The following is a 19,682-nucleotide window of genomic DNA, read 5'->3' as shown; positions in this document are numbered from 1 at the left end:
GCAGCGGGGGTGACCCTCGCTCCGTGTGACGAGGTGGGAAGGGACAGGCGTGTCGCTGGTCATCGGCGTCGACATCGGCAACTCCACGACCGAGGCGTGCATCGCGGAGGTCGAGGGGTCCGGGATCGATCGGCTCGCCTCCTCGCTCACCGCGACGACGGGGGTGAAGGGCACCCCGGCGAACACCGCCGGGGCCGTCACGGCCGTCCGGCGTGCCCTCGAGGCCGCCGGGCGGCCCTCTGACGCCCTCGCCACCGTGCTCCTCAACGAGGCCACGCCCGTGATCAGCGGGCTCGCCATGGAGACGATCACCGAGACGATCATCACCGAGTCCACGATGATCGGGCACAACCCCGACACCCCGGGCGGCGAGGGCCTCGGCGTCGGGACGACGGTGACCCTCGAGGCGCTCGGGGAGGTCGAGGCGGGCGCGCCCGCGGTCGTCGTGGTCGGCGCGGGCGCGGACTTCGACGACGTCGCGGGCGCGCTGAACCGGGCGCTCGAGCGCGGCGTCGACGTCGTCGCCGCGGTGATGCACGGCGACGACGCGGTGCTCGTCGTCAACCGGCTCTCGCGGCGCATCCCGGTGGTCGACGAGGTGTCGGCCGTCGACCGGGTGCCGCTCGGGATGCTCGCGGCGGTGGAGGTCGCGCCTCCCGGGCGCACGATCCGCACGCTCTCGGACTCCTACGGGCTGGCCTCGACGTTCGACCTGGACGCCGAGCAGACCCGCCAGGTCTCCCCGGTGGCCCGGGCGCTCTCGGGCAACCGGTCCGCCGTCGTCGTGCGGACCCCCGCCGGCGACGTCACCGACCGGCGCATCCCCGTCGGGACACTCACGCTGACGGGCTCCGGGCGCACGCTCGACGTCGGGGTCGACGGCGGCGCGGACGCGATCATGGAGGCGATCGGGCGCGTCGCCCCGCTCACCGACGTGCACGGCGAGGCCGGCACGCACGTCGGCGGCATGCTCGCGAACGTCCGGGACACGATGACCGACGTGACCGGGCAGCCGGCCTCGGAGATCCGCATCCGCGACGTCCTCGCCGTCGACACCCTGGTCCCGGCCACGGTGCGCGGCGGGCTCGCGGGCGAGGTCTCGAAGGAGAACGCGGTCGCGCTCGCGGCGATGGTGCGCACGAGCCGCAGCCGCATGCAGGCGGTCGCCGACGCGCTGTCCACCGAGATCGGCTGCGAGACGATCATCGGCGGGGTCGAGGGCGAGGTCGCCGTGCGTGGCGCGCTCACGACGCCGGGGTCGTCGGTGCCGATCGCGATCATCGACATGGGCGGCGGCTCCACCGACGCGGCGCTGCTCGACCGCGACGGCGCGGTGTCCGCCGTCCACGTCGCCGGCGCGGGCGAGCTCGTCACCAAGCTGATCGACTCCGAGCTGGGCCTGGAGGACCGCGAGGCCGCGGAGTCGGTCAAGCGCCACCCGCTGGCCAAGGTCGAGAGCTTCTTCCACGTGCGCCACGAGGACGGCACGGTGCAGTTCTTCACCGAGCCGCTGTCCCCGCACGTGTTCGCCAAGGTGGTCACCGTGACCCCCGACGGGCTCGCGCCCGTGCCGGTGCGCGGCCCGCTGGAGGAGGTCCGCCGGGTCCGGCGCGAGGCCAAGCGGCGGGTGTTCGTCGTCAACGCGCTGCGGGCGCTCGTGCAGGTGGCGCCGCAGGGGTCGCTGCGCCTGCTCGGCTCGGTGGTGCTGCTGGGCGGGTCCGCGCTGGACTTCGAGATCCCCGGCATGGTCGCCGACGCCCTCGCGCCCTTCGGCGTGGTGTGCGGCATCGGGAACGTGCACGGCACCGAGGGCCCGCGCAACGCCGTCGCCGCCGGGCTCGTCGACGCCTACGCGGGGACGGCGGCCGGGCCGACGCCCGTCGAGGAGGTCGCGTCGTGAGCAGCCCGTTGTCCGGGGTCGCGGCGTCCGGCGGCCCCGGCTGCCACGGGCGCATCGACCGCGCCGACGATCCTGCGCTGCCGCCCGCCGTGCTCGTCGCGGTGCACGACGACGCGCCGGACGGGGTCGTGCGCGAGGTGTGCGCCGGCGCCGAGGAGCAGGGCATCCCGACCGCGCTGCTCGGCTCCGTGGCCCCGGGCGCCGACGCCGCCGGGCGGCACGCGGCGTCGGAGTCGCGGCTCGAGGTCGGGGTGGGCGTGGGTGTCGACGGTGCCGTCGTCGTGCGGCACGCGCTGGTCTCGGACGCGGTGCTGGGTCTCGCCGCCGGGGCATCGGCCGCCGCCCTGCGCGTGCTCGGCGCCGACGCCGCCCGGATCGTCGCGGGGCTGCCGCTGCGGACGCTGCCGGCCGCGGGGTGAGCAGCTACTGGCTGGTATCGCTCGCTGAGCGAGCGATACCAGTCAGTAACGCCCGGCTCAGGCGCTCGTGCGCTCCGCGGCCTGGTCGTCGAGGGCCTCGCGCAGCGCGCGCTGCCCGGTCTCGATGCCCCGGCGCAGCACGTCCGGTTCGGTCTCGAGCGGGTTGATCGTGTCCGCGCCGGTCGGCGGGCGGACCTCGAACAGGTGGGGCTCCTCGCCCGGCGACGCGGTGGCGTGGGCGAGGCGGGAGTCGTCGGCGCGGCGGTTCTCCAGCCGCGTGCCGATGACGTGCACGAGGCCCGGCACGTTCACCGCGCCCAGCCGCGAGACCAGGGCGCGCTCGAGGCGGGTCACGTCGATCGCGGTCTGGTCGGCGCGGCGGGTGCGCAGCACGAGGACGTGCGTGGCGCCCTGGGACAGCGCGGTGCGGAACGGGATGGGCTCGGCGACCGCGGCGTCGACGTAGCGGCGGCCGTCGATCTCGATGGGCAGCCCGGCGAGCACCGGCACGGCGGCGCTGGCGCGCAGGGCGAGCTGGAGGCTGGCCTTGTCCACGAGGGTGTCGTGGAGGTCGACGGCCTCGCCGGTCTCGACGTCGGTGGCGATGGGGTGCAGGGGGACGTCGGCGTCGAGGACGGCCTGCCAGTCGAACGGCACGACCTCCTCGCCGACCGTGTTGATGAGGTACTCGACGTCGACCACCGGCTGGCCCCGCAGCCCGCGCCCGGGCCGGGTGACGCGCTCCATGAGCCCCGGGCGGTACCAGCCGGCGCAGCAGTGCGCGGCCTGTGCGCCGATCAGCCAGCTGCCGGCGAGCGCGCCGGCCGAGGAGCCGTAGACGGCGTCGAAGCACTCCGCGAACCCGAGCTCCTCGAGCGCGAGCACCATGCCGCTGGAGTACGTCGCACGGCTGCCGCCGCCCTCGACCGCGAGGGCGACGCGGTAGGGGTCGGTGCGGGTGTGCGGTCGCGTGCCCTCGGCGCGACGGGCCGCGAGGACGTCGATGACGGGGTGGACACGCACCGGAGCATCATGCCGCCTTCACACGGCGCTGCGCCGGACGGGCTATGTGAGCGCTTTCCCACGCCATAGGGCCGGAAAGCACTCACGTACGGGACCGGCGCTCCAGCACGACGCGGTCGATCTCCTGGCCGGTGTCGGTGGTCGCGCGGACGGTCAAGGAGGTCGTGGCTCCGGGGAAAGGAGGCGGCGCCACGTCCACCGTCACGTACGCGTAGTCGAGGTAGCGGGCCTGCGACCAGTCGATCTGCTCCGGCTGCTTCGCGTCCTCGCCGAGCGCGACGTAGCTCGCGACGGAGACCCCGCTGTCCGGGCCGGTGTTGCCGCGGTAGCGGTCGCTCTCGCCCGGTTGCCAGCGGTAGCGGGGACGCCCGCCCGAGCCGACGCACACGTAGGTCGTGCCGTCGGTCTCCGGGCGCACGGTCGCGCCGTCGGGGGCCTGCGCGCCGGAGCGCCCGCGCCGGATCGGGTTCGTGCGCTCGTACTGGTGGTTGTGGCCCTGCAGCACGAGGTCGACGGCGAACTCGTCGAACACCGGCGCCACGGCCGCGCGCACCCCGGCGTCCGAGGCGTGCGACTCCGACGTCGCGAACGCGCAGTGGTGGAAGAACGTGACGACGAAGTCGACGCCCGGGTCGGCGCGCAGCGCGGTCAGCGTCTCCCGCAGCCACGTCGTCTGGCTCCCGCCCGAGTAGCCCGCGTTCGTCGGGATCTCGGTCGACAGGTCGTTCGCGTCGAGGCTGATCACGCCGACGTTGCCGTGGCGGAACGTGTACACCGACGGGCACGCCGACGGCCCGTTCCGCGGCAGGTCCAGGCGCGCCGCGTGCCCGCCGTAGCCGTGGGAGGCGCCGCCGGGGGCGTGGTTGTCGTCGTAGAGCGCCTCCATGTCGTGGTTGCCGGTCGCGAACATCCACGGCGTGGAGGCGGCGCTGCGCTCGATCAGCCCGAAGTACGTGGTCCACACCGTCGGGTCGAAGCTGTCGAACCCGCTGCCGCCGTCGCTGCGCTCCGGGAGCCCGTGGCCCGACGGGTCGGCGTAGCAGATGTCGCCCGCGAGCAGGTGGAACGCGGGGCGCTGGGCGGCGACTCTGTCGACCAGCGATGTCGACGGCGTCATCGTCCGGCGGGTGTCGTCGGCCTCGTAGGTGTTGGCGAACTCGTCGCGCCCGCCCGGCGGCACCGTGTCGACGCCCTGGTCCGCGAACGCGGTGAAGCTCCACGGGGCCGTCGACCCCGGCCCCGGGGCGGTCGTGAAGTCGGCCTCGGCGGTCGTCGTGCCGTCCGGGAGCCGGAAGCGGTAGCGGTAGCGCTCGCCGGGCGCGAGGCCGTCGGCCCGCGCGTGCACGAAGAACTGCTCGCTGCCCCGGATGGCGCCGTCGGCCTGGGGCACCTGCGAGACCAGGCGGCGGACCTCCACCGGCAGCGTCGTCCCGAACGAGCTGTCGCGGCCCAGGTCGACGACGAGCGGCCCCGGTGGCGGCGCCGCGGTCAGCTCGCCCGCGAACGCCATCTGGCGCTGCGGGTCGGCGCCGTAGGCGAGGTGCCGGCCGACCACCGCCACCGGCGCCTGCGTGGCCTGCGCGCAGGCCGTCAGCGTCCACGGCGCCGACGCCAGCCCCATCGCCGCGACGACCCCTGCGCCGCCGCGCAGGGCGGTGCGCCGGCTCACCGGGTGGCGGCGCAGGTAGGACGTCAGCCACTCGTGCTGCTCGCCGACGGACATGCGGGCGGCCAGGTCCGCGGGGACGCCGACGTCGGGGGCGCCGCCGCGCGGGGTGTAGGTCACGGGAGGGCACGTTCGCCGGTCACGGCGCGCAGGGCCAGACCCCGCGGTGGACGCGCGGTGAACAGGCGCTGACGCTCGGTGGGGAATCGGGCGAATCGGCGCCCCTCGTCGGGCCCGCGGCGTGATCGGCGAGACTGCGGGCGTGAGCCTCGCGACCGGGATCCTGCGGCGGGCGCTGCGCCTGCCCGCGCCGCGCACGCCCCGGGTGGCGGTCGACCGCGACGTCGCGGTCCCGATGCCCGACGGCGCCGTGCTGCGCCACGACCTCTACCGGCCCGCCGGCGTGCACCGCGGCCCGGTCGTCATCGTGCGCAGCCCGTACGGCCGCGCCGGCTGGGTGGGCGCCGTGTTCGGGCGCCTGGTCGCGGAGCGCGGGCTGCAGGTCGTGGTGCAGTCGGTGCGCGGCACGGCCGACTCGGGAGGGGAGCTCTCGCCGTTCGACGAGGCCGACGACGGCGCCGCCACCGTCACCTGGGTGCTCGACCAGCCCTGGTGCGACGGGCGCCTCGGGACGCTCGGGCCCAGCTACCTCGGGCTGACGCAGTGGGCGCTCGCGCCCGCCGCGGGGCGCTCGCTGCGGGCGATGGGCACGCTGGTGACGGCGTCGTCGTTCCGCGACCAGACCTACGCCGGCGGCGCGTTCTCGCTGGACAACGCCCTGTCGTGGACCTCGATGATGCGCACGATGGCCGCCGGGCCGTGGGCCCGGTCGACGCGGCTGCTGCGCGGGCGCAAGAACATCGTCGAGGCCCTCGACGCGCTGCCGCTGGGCAGCGGCGACCAGCGCGCCACCGGCGGCGAGGTCGACTGGTACCAGCACTGGCTGCGCGAGTCGGCGCCCGACTCCGCGTACTGGGCGGCCCGCGACTACACCCGCGGCGTCGCCGACGTCGCCCGCGCCGACGTCGCGGTGACGATGCTCGGCGGCTGGCAGGACATCTTCCTGCCCTGGCAGCTCGCCGACCACGCCGCGCTGCGCGCCGCCGGCGCCCGGCCGCGCCTGGTCGTCGGCCCGTGGGTGCACACGTCCGGGCCGGGCCTGGCCGCCGGGCTGCGCGAGGCCCTCGCCGCGTTCGAGCGCGCGTTCGACGGCACCCACGGCAGCGGCGGCGTCGCCGCGGCGACCACCGAGGAGGCGCCGGTCGCGGTCACGCTCTCGGGCGACGGCGGCACCCGCCACCTCACCGACTGGCCGCCGCCCGGCGCCGCGGAGCGCACCTGGTATCTGCGCGCCGACCACTCGCTATCGGTGCAGCCGCCGCCCGACCGCACCGGCGGCGCCGTCCACTGGCCCGGCACCCAGGTCGACTACGACCCCGCCGATCCCACGCCCGCGGTCGGCGGCCCGATCCTCACCGGGAAGTCGGGGCCCCGCGACCAGACCGACCTCGAGGCCCGGCCCGACGTGGCCGTGTTCACCTCGGACGTGCTCGCCGAGGACCTCGTCGCCCTCGGGCCCGTGTCGGCGACCGTGCACCTGCGCGCGGCGACCGAGCACCTCGACGTGTTCGTCCGGGTGTGTGACGTCGATCCGCGGGGCCGCTCGGTGAACGTCACCGACGGCCTCGTCCGCCTCGCCCCGGACGCGCCCGCGCGAGCCACGGACGGCTCCCGCGCGGCGACCGTCGAGCTCTGGCCCACCGGGCACCGGTTCGCCGCCGGGCACCGGATCCGGCTGCAGGTCAGCGGGGGTGCACACCCCCGCTTCGCCCGCCACCCGGGCACCGGGGAGCCGCTCGGGGAGGCGACGACACTCGTGCGCCAGCCCCGGGAGGTGCTCCACGACGCCGCGCACCCCACGGCCGTGACGCTGGCGGTGGAGCCGCGGCACTGAGCTGTCGACGAGTGGGCGGGTCGGTGAGCGGCGGCGCCGTCCGCCGGCTGCGGCGCAGGTCACACCGTCCGTCGGGCTCCACGCGCACTTGGTCGACATCACCGTCGTCGTGGGTGAAGACGTCGACGTCCGCGTCGATCCTGGGGACATGGCCGTCCTGCCCACCGAGCGGGTCGGCGCGGCGTCCGCTCCCCCGGGACGGCTCGCCGCGCCGGCGTCTCCCACCCCTGCGTCTCCGTCCGCGGCGAGCGGCGGTGGCGCGCGCCCGCGTCCCGTGCACGGCGTGCGCACGTCCGACGGCGTGCCGCTGCACGTCGAGATCCGGGGCCATCAGGGCCCGATCGTGGTGCTCAGCCACGGGTTCACGGTCGACTCCGACGAGTGGTCGCCGCAGATCGCGGCGCTCGCGCACCGCGCGCGGGTCGTGACCTGGGACCAGCGCGGCCACGGCAAGTCGGGCTGGGGCGACCCCGCGAACGCCACGATCGACCAGCTCGGCCAGGACCTCGCCGCCGTCGTCGACGCCGTGTCGCCGTGCGGGCGCGTCGTGCTGGGCGGGCACTCCATGGGCGGGATGACGGTGCTCGCGCTCGCGCGTCAGCACCCGGAGTGGTTCGGCACTCGGGTGGCGGGCGTGTTCCTCGTCGCCACCTCGGCGGGCCAGATGGTCTCCGACGGGCCGCTGGGCGTCCTGCACGCGGCCGCGCGGCGGGCCGGCCTGCTGCCCGCGGTCCTCGAGGGCGCCCGCCGGGCCGCGCCGATCGCCGACGCCCTGCCGTGGCGCGACTCGGCCGTCGGGCGCTGGCTGGTGCGCCGCCTGGCGTTCACGCCCGACGCCACCGACGAGGAGGTGCGGCGGCTGCAGGCGGTGACCGAGAGCCTGCCGCTGCCGGTGAGCTCGGCGTTCACGTCGTCGCTGCTCGCGCACGACGAGTCGGCGTCCCTGACGGCGCTGGCGCGGGTGCCGACGACGGTCGTCGCGGCCACCGGCGACCGCCTGACGCCGGCCGCGCACGGGCAGCGCATCGCCGACGCGCTCGGCCCGCGGGCGCGGTTGGTGCTGGTCGAGGACGCGGGGCACGCCGTCAACCAGACCCACCACGAGGTCGTGGACGCGGCGCTGCTCGATCTGGTCGACGGGCTGCGCCACCGCTGAGCCCCTGGTCACGGGCGAACTCGTCCGAACTGGTCCGACGAGGTGTGGGGACCCGTCCCACGGGGCACAGGTGCAGTACGTAAGAAAGTCCGGTTCAGACACAAGCCGGGTCAGCTCACACATCACGAGCCCCCGCCTGGTCCGCCGAGACGGTCTAGTGCCCGGGGCCCCATCCGGGGGTGACCGATGGCCGGCCGCAGCAGCGATTACGACGAGTACGTCCCGCTCCTCCAGGAGTTCGCCGAGCTCTCCGAGGACGATCCGCGTCGCGAGACCGTCAAGGAGAAGCTCGTCGTCGGGTTCCTGCCCGTCGCCCGCAACATCGCCCGCCGGTTCGCCCGGCGCGGCGAACCCACCGACGACCTCGAGCAGGTGGCCTCTCTCGGCCTGCTCCACGCGCTCGACCGGTTCGACCCGGGTCGTGAGCGCGACTTCCTGTCCTACGCCGTCCCGACGATCATGGGCGAGGTGCGGCGTCACTTCCGCGACTCCGCCTGGTCGGTCCGCACGCCGCGCAGCGTGAAGGACCGCTACGTCGCCGTCGGGTCGGCCACCGCGACCCTGTCGCAGAAGATCGGGCGCGCCCCGACGGCCGCCGAGCTCGCCGAGCACCTGGGCATGAGCCGCGACGACGTGGCCGAGGCGGTCGCGGCGCACGGGTCCTACCAGCCGGCGTCGCTCGACGAGTCGCTCGGCGAGGGCGACGGCTCCGCGCTCGTGGACATCCTCGGCGTCATGGACGGCGAGCTCGACCGGGTCGAGGTCCGCGCGCTCGTCGGCAACCTCGTCCGCGACCTGCCCGAGCGCGAGCGCACGATGCTCGCGCTGCGGTTCGTCCACGAGAAGACCCAGGCCGAGATCGCCGCGGTCCTGTGCATCTCGCAGATGCACGTCTCGCGGCTGCTGTCGCGGACGCTGGCCGCGCTGCGCGAGCAGATCGAGCGCGAGACCGGGGCCGAGCAGCTCGTGGCGGTCTGACCCGACGTCGGCCCGCCTCCGCGGGCCGGATGGTGGCGTTGCCGGCGCGTGCCCGTCGAGGAGTGGTGGCCTGGGCGGGACGCGCCGGCACGCGCCTGCCCGCGCATGTGAGCACTTTCCGGGCCTCCGGCACCGGAAAGTGCTCACATCGCGATTGCCCGTCCCGCGAGCCGGACATCTCCCCGGCATGGCGCCACCACTGCCCGCCCACGAGCTGTCGCCGTGGCACGACCCCGAGCACGCCGAGGAGCCCGACACCTACCCCGCCCTGCGCGGCGACCGTCGCGTCGACGTCGCCGTGGTCGGCGCCGGGATCACGGGGCTGACGACGGCGGTCCTGCTGGCGCGCGAGGGGCTGCACGTCGCGGTCGTCGAGGGCCGGCGGATCGGGGCGGTCGCCACGGGCAACACCACCGCGAAGATCTCGCTGCTGCAGGGTACGCGCACCGCGACGCTCGACCGGCTCCACTCGCCCGAGACCGTCGACGCCTACCTCGCGGCCCACCGCGCCGGTTTCGACTGGCTGCTCGACCGGGCCCGTCGCGCCGACTGCGACCTCGAGCGCCGCGACGCCGTCACGTTCGCCACGAGCGGGCGCTCGTCGGCGGGCGCGGAGCTCGTGAGGCGCGAGGCGGCGGTGCTGCGCCGCGCCGGGCTGCCCGCCGAGCTGGGCACCGACGTCGGCCTGCCGTTCGGGGTGTCGGAGGCGGTGACGCTCGCCGACCAGGCGCAGTTCGACCCCATGCCCTACCTCGCCGACCTCGCCCAGGAGCTGCACGAGGGCGGTCATCTCGTCTGCGAGAACACGCGGGTGCGCAGCGTCTCGCTGCTCGGCGCGCCGCGCGTGCGCACCGACCACGGCGAGATCCGCGCCGAGCGGGTCGTCGTCGCGACCGGGGTACCGGTGCTCGACCGCGGGCTGTACTTCGCGCGCGTCGAACCCTCGCGCTCGTACGCCCAGGCGGTCCGGGTGGACGGCGAGCTGCCCGAGAGGATGTACCTCTCCGCCGACGACCCGTCGGTCTCGCTGCGCACCGCGATCGTGGAGGGCGACCGGCGCCTGCTCAGCGGCGGCTTCGGGCACCGGGTCGGCGCGAGCACGCCCACGTCGTCGCACGAGCGCGCGCTCGCCGACTGGACCGCCGCGCACTTCCCGGTCCGCGAGATCACGCACCGCTGGTCGGCGCAGGACTACCTGCCCGAGGACGGGCTGCCGTTCGTCGGCCCGATGCGCTGGCAGCCGCGCATCCTCGTGGCGACGGGCTTCGCGAAGTGGGGCATGACGGGCGGGACCGCGGCCGCGCTGGCGCTGCGCGACCACGTCGTCGGCCGCACGAACCCCTGGTCGCACGCCCTGCGCGCCGACCGGGCCCCGACCGCCTCGGCGCTGCCGAGCCTCGCGCGGGCGAACGGCGAGGTGGGGCGGTACATGGCGACCGGCTGGGCGCGCCCGCACCTGCCTTCCGGCGAGGCGCTGGCGGAGGGCGAGGGCCGCGTGGAGACGACCTCGCGCGGGAAGATCGCGCGCTGCCGCGTCGGCGGCGTGGAGCACGCGCTCGGCGCGGTGTGCCCGCACCTCGGCGGCATCGTGGCGTGGAACGACGCCGCGCAGAGCTGGGACTGCCCGCTGCACGGCTCACGCTTCGCCCCCGACGGCGCCGTGCTCGAGGGCCCGGCGACGGCGGGCATGGCCGACCCGCCCGGCCTCGCCCGCGTCGTGGCGCCGCGGTCCTGAGAGCACTGGATCCGGAGTACGAGCGATGCGGCATCGCTGGCGTGTGACGCCAGGATCGCCACATCCTCGCCGGCGCGACACGCCGGGGCTCGCGACGCACGGGGTGTTGTCAGCCTGGCGGCCACGCTGACGTCAGGTGTCAGGAAAGCCCCCACGATCAGTCGGGTCGCTCCTCGCTGTCGGTGCGCCACGGCGACCGCTGCGGCCGCTGTTCACGGAGCAGCCTCGCCTCGGGGGGCGGGCGGCGTCGCGGGGCGGGGCCGCGGGACCGCGTCCCGCACAGGTCCTGTGCGGGCTGGGGGTCGAGATCGTCGGCGTCCTCCGGTCGGTGCGGCCCTTCGAGCGGATCCGTCGAGGACTCCGCCCGCGCTCGTCGTGTCCACCAGTGACGCACGTCCTGTCCCTCCTCCCGGTCCGTCGCGGCTGTCCGCCGGTGCTCAGGACGCTACGGAGCGCGGGCGCGGGACGGATGGGGGAGAACCACCAGGGAGGTCGGGGAAACCCCCGAACCGTGGCGTGATCGTGGGGGATTTCCTGACACCTGACGTCAGCGTGGCCGCCACGCTGACACCACCCCGTGCGTCGCGAGCCGTCGGCGTGTCGCGCCGGCGAGGATGTGGCGATCCTGGCGTCACACGCCAGCGATGCCGCATCGCTCGCACGCCCCCTCGAACGAGGGCCTACTCCCGGGACCGGGTCGGGCGGCGGCCGGTGAGGTCGACGACCGCGCGTTGGGCCGCGTTCAGCAGCGCGCCTTCGACGCTCCAGCCCGCGCGGACCTCGCCCGAGGCGCCGGGGAGGCGCTGGGCGGCGTCGCGGTGCACCGCGGTCATCAGTTCCAGCGCCGCCGACCCCGGCGGGTGGCGGTCGGCGCGCGGCGACAGGGCGCCCGGGTCGTCGCGGATCTCCTCGAGCGCTTCGGCGAGGTGGTCGAGCAGGTCGGCGAACGACCCCACGAACAGCGGGTCCAGGTCGGCCTCGTCGGCGTCCTCGGCCGCGTCCACCACCGCCTCGCACAGGTCGTCGACGTGCCCGGCGACCTCCACCACCGCGTCCGCGGCAGGCGCGAGGACCACGGTCGGCGTCGGGGTCCGCAGGCGCCGTCGCAGCGGGTTCAGGCGCAGGCTCTCGCGTGCCCAGGCCACGCTGTCCCGCGCGCGGCGGGCCTCGCCGTCGAGGCCGCGGGCGCGGTGGTGCCAGTCGTGGGCGAGGTCGGAGCGGGCCTCCTGGTCCTCGCGCAGCGACGCCGCCATGCCGCGCAGCAGGTCGGCGAGCCGCGCCGTGACGCCGGCGAGCGCCGCCGTCGCGTCGCGCTGGTAGACGGGCGGCAGCACCAGCATGTTCACGACGACGCCCACCACGGCGCCCACCCCGATCTCGGCGAGGCGCACGACGGCGTCGACCGGTGAGCTCGCCGCGGGCCCGGCCTGGCTGACGAGGATCAGCGCGGTCAGCGCCACCCACTGCCCGTGCTCCCCGAACACGCGCAGCCGCCCCACCAGGAGCCCCACGAGCACCACGAGGACGAGGCCGACGACCACCGAGCCCGTCAGGAGCGAGGACCCGAGCGCGAGCAGCACGCCCGCCCCCACCACGGCGAGCTGCTGCCCGGCGTCGCGCACCGAGCGGTACACCGTCACCTGGACGACGAGGAACACCGCGGCGTAGGGCGCGAGGAACGGCTGCGGCGCCTGGAGCACCCAGCGGGCGAGCAGCCACGCCAGCCCGGCGGCGACGGCGGCCTTGGCGGCCTGGATGACGGCCTCGCGCTCGGGACCGCTCCCGCGCCCGGCGCGGACGAGGAACCACACCGGGCGCAGGACCTGACGGCGTGCCCGGCGAGCGAGCGTGCGCGGAGAAGGCGCCATGGGGCACGGTGTTCCCACCCGCGCCGCCGGCGCGAAACGACCAGCGGACGATCGAGCGGCGAGGTGCACCGATGAGCCCGGGGAGCGACACCGACACCGAGACCGGCGAGGAGCTCCCCACCTCGCTCGAGGACGCCGCCGACCTGCTCTACGGGATCGGGCGCGAGGAGTTCATCCCCGTCCGTGACGCGATGGTCAAGGACGTGCGCAAGGCCGGCGACCGCGAGCTCGCCAAGGACATCGCGGCGCTGCGCAAGCCGTCGGTGGCCGCGTGGGTCGCCAACCGGCTGGCCCGCGAGTACCCCGAGGAGATCGAGGGCCTCGAGGAGCTCGGCGGGTCGCTGCGCGAGGCGCAGGAGAAGCTCGAGGGCGACGCGCTGCGCCAGCTCTCCCGCCAGCGCCACGGGCTCATCAACGCGCTGGTCGAACGGGGCAGGCGCATCGCCCGCGAGGAGGCCGTGCGCCTCGGCGACCCGGCGGTCCGGGAGCTGGAGCGCACGATCGGCGCCGCGCTCGCCGACCCCGCGGCCGCCCGGGCCCTCGCGGGCGGGCAGCTCGCCGGCGGCATGGAGGCGGGCCCCGGGCTCGGCGAGGGCGGGATCAGCGCGGCCCTCGGCGGCCCGGCGTCCGGCGCCCGCGCGGCCCGGCGCGACGGCCCCAGCCGCCCCACCCGCGTGCGCCCCGACCGTCGGGCGCCCCGCCCGGCGCCCGAGCCGGACGAGGACGACGCCGACGAGCTGCACGAGGACGACACCGACGACACCGACGACATCCGGGACGACCAGGAGACGCGCGAGCGCGAGGACCGCGAGCGCGCCGAGCAGGAGGAGCGCGAGCGCGCCGAGCGGGAACGCCGGGAGCGCGAGGAGCGCGAGCGCGCCGAGCAGGCCGCCCGAAAGGCCCGCGAGCGCGCCGACGACCTCGCCGAGCAGGCTCGCGAGGCCTCCGAGGCCGCCGACGCCGCCACCGGGGAGGCGGAGGAGGCCGACGCGACCGTCAGCGACCTGCGCGCCCGCCTCGACGCGGCCGAGGAGGCCCGGCGCGCCGCGTGGGAGCGGTCCGACACGGCCGGCCGCGAGCGCGACACCCGCCGCCGCGAGGCCGACCGCGCCCGCGAGGACGCCGACACCGCCGAGCGGCACGCTCGCACGGTCGGTGCCCGGACCTGACGGACGACGCGCGAGCGGGCAAGCTCCGCACCATGAGCGCACCGACGGGCGGCGGCAGCAGTGAGACCTCGGGCGGGCACGCCCCGCCGCTGATCTACAAGCTCGGTCACGAGGAGCTCGTGATCCGCCGCCGCTACGAGGTGCTGTCGATCGTCAACGACATCCTCGTCGGTCTCTGGTTCCTCGTCGGGAGCATCCTGTTCTTCTCCGCCGAGACGACCTACGTCGGCACCTGGTTCTTCGTCATCGGCAGCGTGGAGCTCCTGATCCGGCCGGTGATCCGCTTCGCCCGCCGCGTGCACCTGCAGCGCGTGCCCATGGCCTCGGCCGTGCCGACGGACTACGGGCCCGACTTCTGAGGTTTCGCCGGCCGCGGCATCCGGCGACATCCCCTCGGTGACGACCGAGGGAGTGGAGGAGGCCGCCGAGCACGCGGTGCACGAGGCCGCCGACCGGACCGTGCACGGCGGCGGCGACGCGCCCAGCCGCCTCGTGGAGGTCCTGGGACGGGCGGGCCTGGTCGCCTACGGCGTGGTGCACCTGCTCGTCGCCGGTCTGGGCCTGCGGCTGGCGTTCGGCAGCGCCGCCGAGGTCGACCAGCAGGGCGCGGTCTCGGCGGTCGCCTCGGTGGGTGTCGCGGGCGTCGTCGTCCTCGTGCTGTTCGTGGCGGGGCTCGTGGCGTTCGCGGCGTGGCAGGTCACCGCGGCCGTGGCCGGCTTCCGCTGGGTCTCCGGCGGCGAGCGCTTCCGCAAGCGGGTGGGCGCCGCGTCGAAGGCGATCGCGGTGCTCGCGATCGCGGTCGTCGCCGCGCGGACCGTCCTCGGCGACGCCGCGAGCGGCCGCGCCGGCCCGCAGCGTCTCGTCGCCTCGCTGCTCGCCCTCCCTGCCGGGAACCTGCTGGTGGGCGCCGTCGCGATCACCATCTTGGTGATCGCCGGCACCATGGTCTACACCGGGATCGCCCGCACCTTCATGGGCGACCTCATCGACGACCTGCCCACCTGGGCGCACCGGGCCGGGGTCGTGCTCGGCGCCGTCGGCAACATCGCCCGTGCCTTGGCGTTCGGCGCCGTCGGCGTGCTGTTCGCCGTCGGGGCCGTGCAGGCCGATCCCGAGCGCGTCGGCGGCCTCGACCAGGCCCTGCGCGCCGTCGTCGGACGCTGGCAGGGGGTGACACCCCTGGTCGCGATCTCGCTCGGCCTCGCGGCGTTCGGGCTCTACTGCGGTCTCGACGCCCGCTACCGCAGGGCCTACTAGGCGGCGGCGCGGGCCGCGAGCTTGTCGAGGCGCCGCGACGTCGGCCACTTGACGTGCGAGACCCAGCCGAGCTTCTCGAACAGCCAGATCGTGCGCGCCGAGATGTCGAGCTGCCCGCGGCCGACGCCGTGGCGGGCCGAGGTGGGGTCGGCGTGGTGCAGGTTGTGCCACGACTCGCCCATGCTCGGGATCGCGAGCAGCCAGACGTTCGTCGACCGGTCGCGCGCGCCCCACGGACGCTCGCCGACCAGGTGGCAGATCGAGTTCGTGGACCAGGCGACGTGGTGGGTCAGGCCGACCCGCACGAGGCTCGCCCAGAAGAACGCCGTGAGCGCGCCCCACCACGACCACGTCACCAGCCCGCCGATCAGCGGCGGCGCGGCGAGGCTCGCCACCGTCAGCCACGTGAAGGCGCGGTGAACGAAGCGCATGTCCGGGTCGGCGAGGAGGTCCGGGGTGAAGCGCTGCTGGTTTGTCAGCGAGCGCTCGAAGATCCAGCCCATGTGCGCGTGCCAGAAACCGCGCACGAGCGCCGCCGGCGAGGTGCCGAACGCCCAGGGCGAGTGCGGGTCGCCCTCCTTGTCGGCGAACAGGTGGTGACGCCGGTGGTCGGCGACCCAGTGCCGGATCGGGCCCTGGACGGCCATGCTGCCCGCGACACCCAGCGCGATCCGCAGGCCGCGGCGGGCGCGGAAGGCGCCGTGGGTGAAGTACCGGTGGAACCCGACGGTGACGCCGAGCATCGTCAGCACGTAGAAGCCGGCGGTCAGTCCCACGTCCAGCCAGCTCAGCCCCCAGCCCCAGGCGAGCGGGACCGCGGCGATCAGCGCGACGAACGGCACGAACGCGAACAGGTAGACCATGACGTGCGGCGCGATGTGGCGCTCGTGGTCGGAGAGGTCGCCCTGCGGGGCCGCAGGGCGGTCCACGGCGGGGCCGGCAACGGGGTCGACAGGCGGGTCGGCGGGGGGAGAGGCCGGACCGGACGTCATGCGGGGAAGCTCCCGAGGGGGCGGGCGGTCCTCGGCGACGGGCTCGTCGGCCGGAGGCGGACACGAAGCGGAGCGGAGCTGGACCATCGAAAGTTGAATGTGCGACTCCACCCTGACACGGCGTCCGGGATACCGAGCGCCGAGGCCCCGGGCCGTGGCACGAGCGCCCCACGAGGTTGGCCCGACGGACGCTGGGCGCTCACCCGGACGTCGCAGGCGCGCCCGATCACGCGCGCGCCGATGTGACGAGGTCGTCGTCCTCGCGGAGCTCGGTGATCACCGGCGGCGCCATGTCGCCACCCGCCGACACGTCCTTCTCGATCTCGGCGCGGAACCGGGCGAGGGCGTCGGTGTCACCGAACGCGAGCAGGACGAGGACCCGGTCCTCCTCGGACCGGAACACCCGGGCCTCCCGGCACTCGCGCGCCGGGCCGTCGTCGGCGAGGGACTCCTGGAAGGCCTGGCGGAAGTGGTCGAACCCCTCGGTGGGGAAGTCGACGAGGGCGTGCGCGGTCATCGGGCACCTCCTGCGGTCGGGAACGACCCGGGGTGCCCGATGGACACGCTGCCGAACTCGTGACTCAGCTCGCCGGTACGGCCGCGTACCCGGTAACGGCGAGCTCGAGGCGGCCGTCGCGCACCCGCGTGCGGAACGTCGGCTGCGGCGCGGTCGCGGGGCCGTGCACGACCGCGCCGTCGTCGAGCCGGAACACGCTCCCGTGCCACGGGCAGACGACGCACGGCGGGCCGTCCCCGTTCGTCACCCGGCCCTCGTGCAGCGGCGCCGAGGCGTGCGCGCAGCGGTCGGCGAGGGCGTGGACCTGCTCGCCGCGGCGGACGACGAGCACGCCGACGTCGCCGATGATCCGGCGCGTGGGCTCGCCCTCGGGCAGCTCGGCGACGGTGCCGACGTCGGTCCAGTCGCCGGGGCCGATGTGCGGGTAGCCCTCGGCGTGGTTGGCGCCCATGGCCTGGTGATAGGCCATGTGGCCGCCGAGGGCGGCGCCGGCGCTGCCGACGGCCAGGGCGGCCCAGCCGATCAGGGCGCCGCGCCCGCCCCGGCCGCGCAGACGGGCGACGAGGGAGGCGGCGTACCCGGCGAGCATCACCCCGTTCGCCGCGGCGTGGACGACGCCGACGCGCTGCTGCTCCTCGTGCCCGTCGGCGTAGTCGGCCCATCCGGCCGCGGCCGTCGGGACGGCCGAGACGAGCCCGAGGGCGATGAGCGCGGTCGCGGGGCGGCGAGTCCGGGGGACGACGTCGAGCACGCCCGCGGAGACGAAGCTGCCGAGCGAGAGCTGGGCGAGCATCGGGTGCAGCGGGTGGCCGAGCCAGACCCCGTGCAGCGCGTCCTTCACGTCCTGACGGCGCAGCACCTTGTGCACGGCGTCGCGCAGCGGCGCGGCGACCTTGTCGAGGGCGGGCGACTTGGCGAGGCGGTCGATGTCGTCGAACGGGCGCACGGGGGCCTCCGGGTGGTGGTGGTCCCCGGGTGTCGCCGATCACCGCCCGGCGGCAAACCCCTCCTCGAGCACGTACGGCGCGAGCGGCGGCTCGGCGAGCACGTGCGGGTAGAGCGCGACCTGGGCGCCGATCCCCGCGGTGTAGGTCGCGAGACGCCCCGGGAAGGTCACCGGGTCGACGCCCTCGTGGAACGGCGCGAGGCACACCGACCGGTCGACGCGCGCCGCGCGGGCCGGCCCGTCGTGGTCGAGCGCGTCCACCACCAGGGCGTACGCGACGGCGTCGAACGAGCCCATCGACAGGTGCTCGGCGACGTGGCCCGGGCAGACGTCGAACGTCGAGATGTTGGCGCGCCGGCCCTCGCCGGTGGTCAGCGCCGAGCTCGGGCGCGGACCCAGGTTGGGGGTGACGACCTCGTCGGTCGGGGTCCACATCTGGGTGTAGTCGATGCCGGCGAAGGTCTCGGTGCGCGAGTTCAGCGCGGTCGTGAACGCCGAGAGCGTCTGCTGCTGCCAGAACGCCGGCGCGCAGCCCGCGGCCGCGCACACCGGGTAGGCGTCGAGCGTGCCGTGGTTCGACGGGTCGATGCCGATCACCTCGGCCACCTGGTCCCGCGTGTCCGGCCAGAACCGCAGCGCCCAGCGGCCGATCATGCCGCCCTGGCTGAAGCCGACGACGGCCACGCGCTGACCGCTGCGCTCGTGCATCGCCCGGATCGCCGCGACGACGTACTCCGCGGAGACCTGGATGTCGCTCATCGCGTGGTTCGGCAGCGTGACCGTGCAGTACGGGCGGTCGTCGGCGGCGAAGGCGCGCTCGTAGTTCCAGGAGAAGTTCTCCTCGGCGGTCAGCGTCGTGCCCGGGATCAGCAGCACCGGCGGGCGCCGCGCGCCGTCGACCGACGCGGTGCAGTCCAGCGCGTCGGCGAGCTTCCCCTCGGCGACCCGCAGGGCCGGGCCCGGTCGGTCCAGCGGCGCGTACTCGCGCTCGGGCTGGGGGATCGGCAGCGGCAGCTGCGGACCGGGGTCGGCGATCGCGGGTGCCCCGAGCGCGACGAGCGCCAGCACCACGCCGGCCACGAGACCCCAGACCTTCATCGCGCGCCCTCCCGTCGAGGGCGACTCGATCAAGACACCCGGACGGACCAACGACGGGCGGTGCCGCGGGTCACGGCGAGGCGTCGGCCGGCGCGGTCGGGAGCGGGGTGACGACGCCCGCGGGCCGCCGCCGGGCCGAGGGGGCACCGAGGGCCCGCGAGATGCCGCGGGCCGCCGCGCGCACCGCGGGGACGATCATCCGCGGCTCCGCGCCCGCGCTGGGCACGACGACCGACAGCGACGCGACGACCCGCTCGTCCTCGCCGCGCACCGGGGCCGCGACCGACAGCGAGAGCAGGTCGACCATCCCGTCGCACACCGCCACGCCCTCGCGGCGCACGGCGGCGAGCGTGCGGCGCAGGTCCCCGGAGTCGGTGATGGTCCGCGGGGTGAGCGCGGGCAGCGGGCCCGCGAGCACCTCCTCCTGCACCGCGGGCGGCGCGAAGGCGAGCAGCACCTGCCCGACACCGGTGGCGTTCAGCGGCATCCGCCCGCCGACCCGGCTGAACACGCGGACCGCCTCGGGGTGCGCGAGCCGCTCGACGTAGACGACCTCGTGCCCGTCGCGCACCGCGAGCTGCACGTTCTGCCGGGTCGCCTCGTAGAGGTCCTCGAGGTAGGGCATCGCGCGTTCCCGCAGGCCCAGGCTGCGCGGGGCGAGCGCGCCGACCTCCCAGAGCCGCAGGCCGATCCGGTAGCGCCCGTCCTCGCCGCGCTCGAGCGCACCCCAGGCCGCGAGCTCGCCGACGAGCCGGTGCGCGGTCGAGAGCGGCAGCCCCGCGGTGCGGGCGATGCCCGAGAGCGTCAGCGACTCGGCCCCGGGGCCGAACGCGGAGAGGATCCCGAGAACGCGCTCGGTGACCGAGGGTCCGCTCTGACCGCCCTGCGTCGGGCTCACCGTGGCTCCTTCCGGTCACCGGAAGCTCGATTCTGGCACGGCGGGCCGAGCAGGCACCCTGGCCCGGGTGAGCGCACCCCAGCAGCCCGCGACGCAGCGGGAGGTC

Annotated in this window: 17 protein-coding genes; 9 read left to right on the top strand and 8 right to left on the bottom strand. The window is 75.8% G+C overall.

Annotation, left to right across the window (positions count from 1 at the left end):
• Window positions 1–49 precede the first annotated feature (49 nt).
• Both EV188_RS09685 and EV188_RS31490 read left to right on the top strand, forming a co-directional pair.
• Entirely contained in the window at window positions 50–1,900 is a 1,851-nt protein-coding gene (locus tag EV188_RS09685; protein WP_133826006.1) for a diol dehydratase reactivase subunit alpha, read from the top strand.
• A complete protein-coding gene (locus EV188_RS31490; protein WP_208114088.1) occupies window positions 1,897–2,319 on the top strand; it encodes a glycerol dehydratase reactivase beta/small subunit family protein in 423 nt (140 codons plus the stop codon). The genes EV188_RS09685 and EV188_RS31490 overlap by 4 nt, the downstream gene beginning before the upstream one ends.
• A gap of 57 nt (window positions 2,320–2,376) precedes the next feature.
• On the opposite strand, the gene EV188_RS09675 is transcribed toward EV188_RS31490, so the two are convergent.
• Together EV188_RS09675 and EV188_RS09670 are read right to left on the bottom strand one after the other, a co-directional pair.
• Window positions 2,377–3,342: a patatin-like phospholipase family protein gene (locus EV188_RS09675; RefSeq protein WP_133826004.1), complete on the bottom strand. Its 966-nt coding sequence runs from the start codon at window positions 3,340–3,342 to the stop codon at window positions 2,377–2,379.
• Between the two features lie 82 nt (window positions 3,343–3,424).
• The gene (locus EV188_RS09670; protein ID WP_208114087.1) at window positions 3,425–5,128 is read right to left on the bottom strand and encodes a metallophosphoesterase; all 1,704 of its coding nucleotides are present in this window, start codon (window positions 5,126–5,128) and stop codon (window positions 3,425–3,427) included.
• A gap of 142 nt (window positions 5,129–5,270) precedes the next feature.
• On the opposite strand from EV188_RS09670, the gene EV188_RS09665 reads away from it, so the two are divergent.
• The 4 genes from EV188_RS09665 to EV188_RS09650 all read left to right on the top strand — a co-directional run bounded on the left by EV188_RS09665 (window position 5,271) and on the right by EV188_RS09650 (window position 10,831).
• Entirely contained in the window at window positions 5,271–6,962 is a 1,692-nt protein-coding gene (locus EV188_RS09665) for a CocE/NonD family hydrolase (protein ID WP_208114086.1), read from the top strand.
• A gap of 148 nt (window positions 6,963–7,110) precedes the next feature.
• Window positions 7,111–8,118, top strand: coding sequence for an alpha/beta fold hydrolase (locus EV188_RS09660; protein ID WP_133826003.1), 1,008 nt, complete (start codon window positions 7,111–7,113; stop codon window positions 8,116–8,118).
• 186 nt (window positions 8,119–8,304) lie between these two features.
• Window positions 8,305–9,096 carry a SigB/SigF/SigG family RNA polymerase sigma factor gene (locus EV188_RS09655; protein ID WP_133826002.1) on the top strand — a complete coding sequence of 264 codons (792 nt, stop codon included), beginning with the start codon at window positions 8,305–8,307 and terminating at the stop codon, window positions 9,094–9,096.
• 187 nt (window positions 9,097–9,283) lie between these two features.
• Window positions 9,284–10,831: an FAD-dependent oxidoreductase gene (locus EV188_RS09650; RefSeq protein ID WP_133826001.1), complete on the top strand. Its 1,548-nt coding sequence runs from the start codon at window positions 9,284–9,286 to the stop codon at window positions 10,829–10,831.
• 680 nt (window positions 10,832–11,511) lie between these two features.
• Here EV188_RS09650 and EV188_RS09645 read toward each other — a convergent pair.
• Window positions 11,512–12,699 (bottom strand): aromatic acid exporter family protein, encoded by a 1,188-nt coding sequence (locus EV188_RS09645; RefSeq protein ID WP_133826000.1) that lies wholly within the window; start codon window positions 12,697–12,699, stop codon window positions 11,512–11,514.
• A gap of 71 nt (window positions 12,700–12,770) precedes the next feature.
• Here EV188_RS09645 and EV188_RS09640 point away from each other — a divergent pair, with 71 nt between their 5' ends.
• The 3 genes from EV188_RS09640 to EV188_RS09630 are packed head-to-tail and all read left to right on the top strand — an operon-like array spanning window position 12,771 to window position 15,125.
• A complete protein-coding gene (locus tag EV188_RS09640; protein WP_133825999.1) occupies window positions 12,771–13,868 on the top strand; it encodes a hypothetical protein in 1,098 nt (365 codons plus the stop codon).
• Window positions 13,869–13,900: 32 nt separating this feature from the next.
• The gene (locus EV188_RS09635) at window positions 13,901–14,227 is read left to right on the top strand and encodes a YrhK family protein (protein ID WP_133825998.1); all 327 of its coding nucleotides are present in this window, start codon (window positions 13,901–13,903) and stop codon (window positions 14,225–14,227) included.
• Window positions 14,228–14,264: 37 nt separating this feature from the next.
• Window positions 14,265–15,125, top strand: a complete 861-nt coding sequence (locus EV188_RS09630) for a DUF1206 domain-containing protein (protein WP_133825997.1) — start codon at window positions 14,265–14,267, stop codon at window positions 15,123–15,125.
• On the opposite strand, the gene EV188_RS09625 is transcribed toward EV188_RS09630, so the two are convergent.
• From EV188_RS09625 to EV188_RS09605, 5 genes are all read right to left on the bottom strand, one after another.
• Window positions 15,122–15,988 carry an acyl-CoA desaturase gene (locus EV188_RS09625; RefSeq protein ID WP_424922923.1) on the bottom strand — a complete coding sequence of 289 codons (867 nt, stop codon included), beginning with the start codon at window positions 15,986–15,988 and terminating at the stop codon, window positions 15,122–15,124. The genes EV188_RS09630 and EV188_RS09625 overlap by 4 nt on opposite strands.
• Window positions 15,989–16,343: 355 nt before the next feature.
• Window positions 16,344–16,634 carry a hypothetical protein gene (locus tag EV188_RS09620; protein WP_133825995.1) on the bottom strand — a complete coding sequence of 97 codons (291 nt, stop codon included), beginning with the start codon at window positions 16,632–16,634 and terminating at the stop codon, window positions 16,344–16,346.
• Window positions 16,635–16,698: 64 nt separating this feature from the next.
• Complete coding sequence (locus EV188_RS09615; RefSeq protein ID WP_133825994.1) at window positions 16,699–17,580, bottom strand: Rieske (2Fe-2S) protein; 882 nt, start codon at window positions 17,578–17,580, stop codon at window positions 16,699–16,701.
• Window positions 17,581–17,619: 39 nt separating this feature from the next.
• A complete protein-coding gene (locus tag EV188_RS09610) occupies window positions 17,620–18,678 on the bottom strand; it encodes an esterase/lipase family protein (protein ID WP_133825993.1) in 1,059 nt (352 codons plus the stop codon).
• Between the two features lie 70 nt (window positions 18,679–18,748).
• Window positions 18,749–19,576, bottom strand: coding sequence for an IclR family transcriptional regulator (locus EV188_RS09605; RefSeq protein WP_133825992.1), 828 nt, complete (start codon window positions 19,574–19,576; stop codon window positions 18,749–18,751).
• Window positions 19,577–19,682: the final 106 nt, after the last annotated feature.

Source organism: Actinomycetospora succinea (genome assembly GCF_004363095.1).
Taxonomy (GTDB): domain Bacteria; phylum Actinomycetota; class Actinomycetes; order Mycobacteriales; family Pseudonocardiaceae; genus Actinomycetospora; species Actinomycetospora succinea.
Note: the sequence above shows the minus strand (reverse complement) of the source record. Positions and strands in the feature narration are given on the sequence as shown.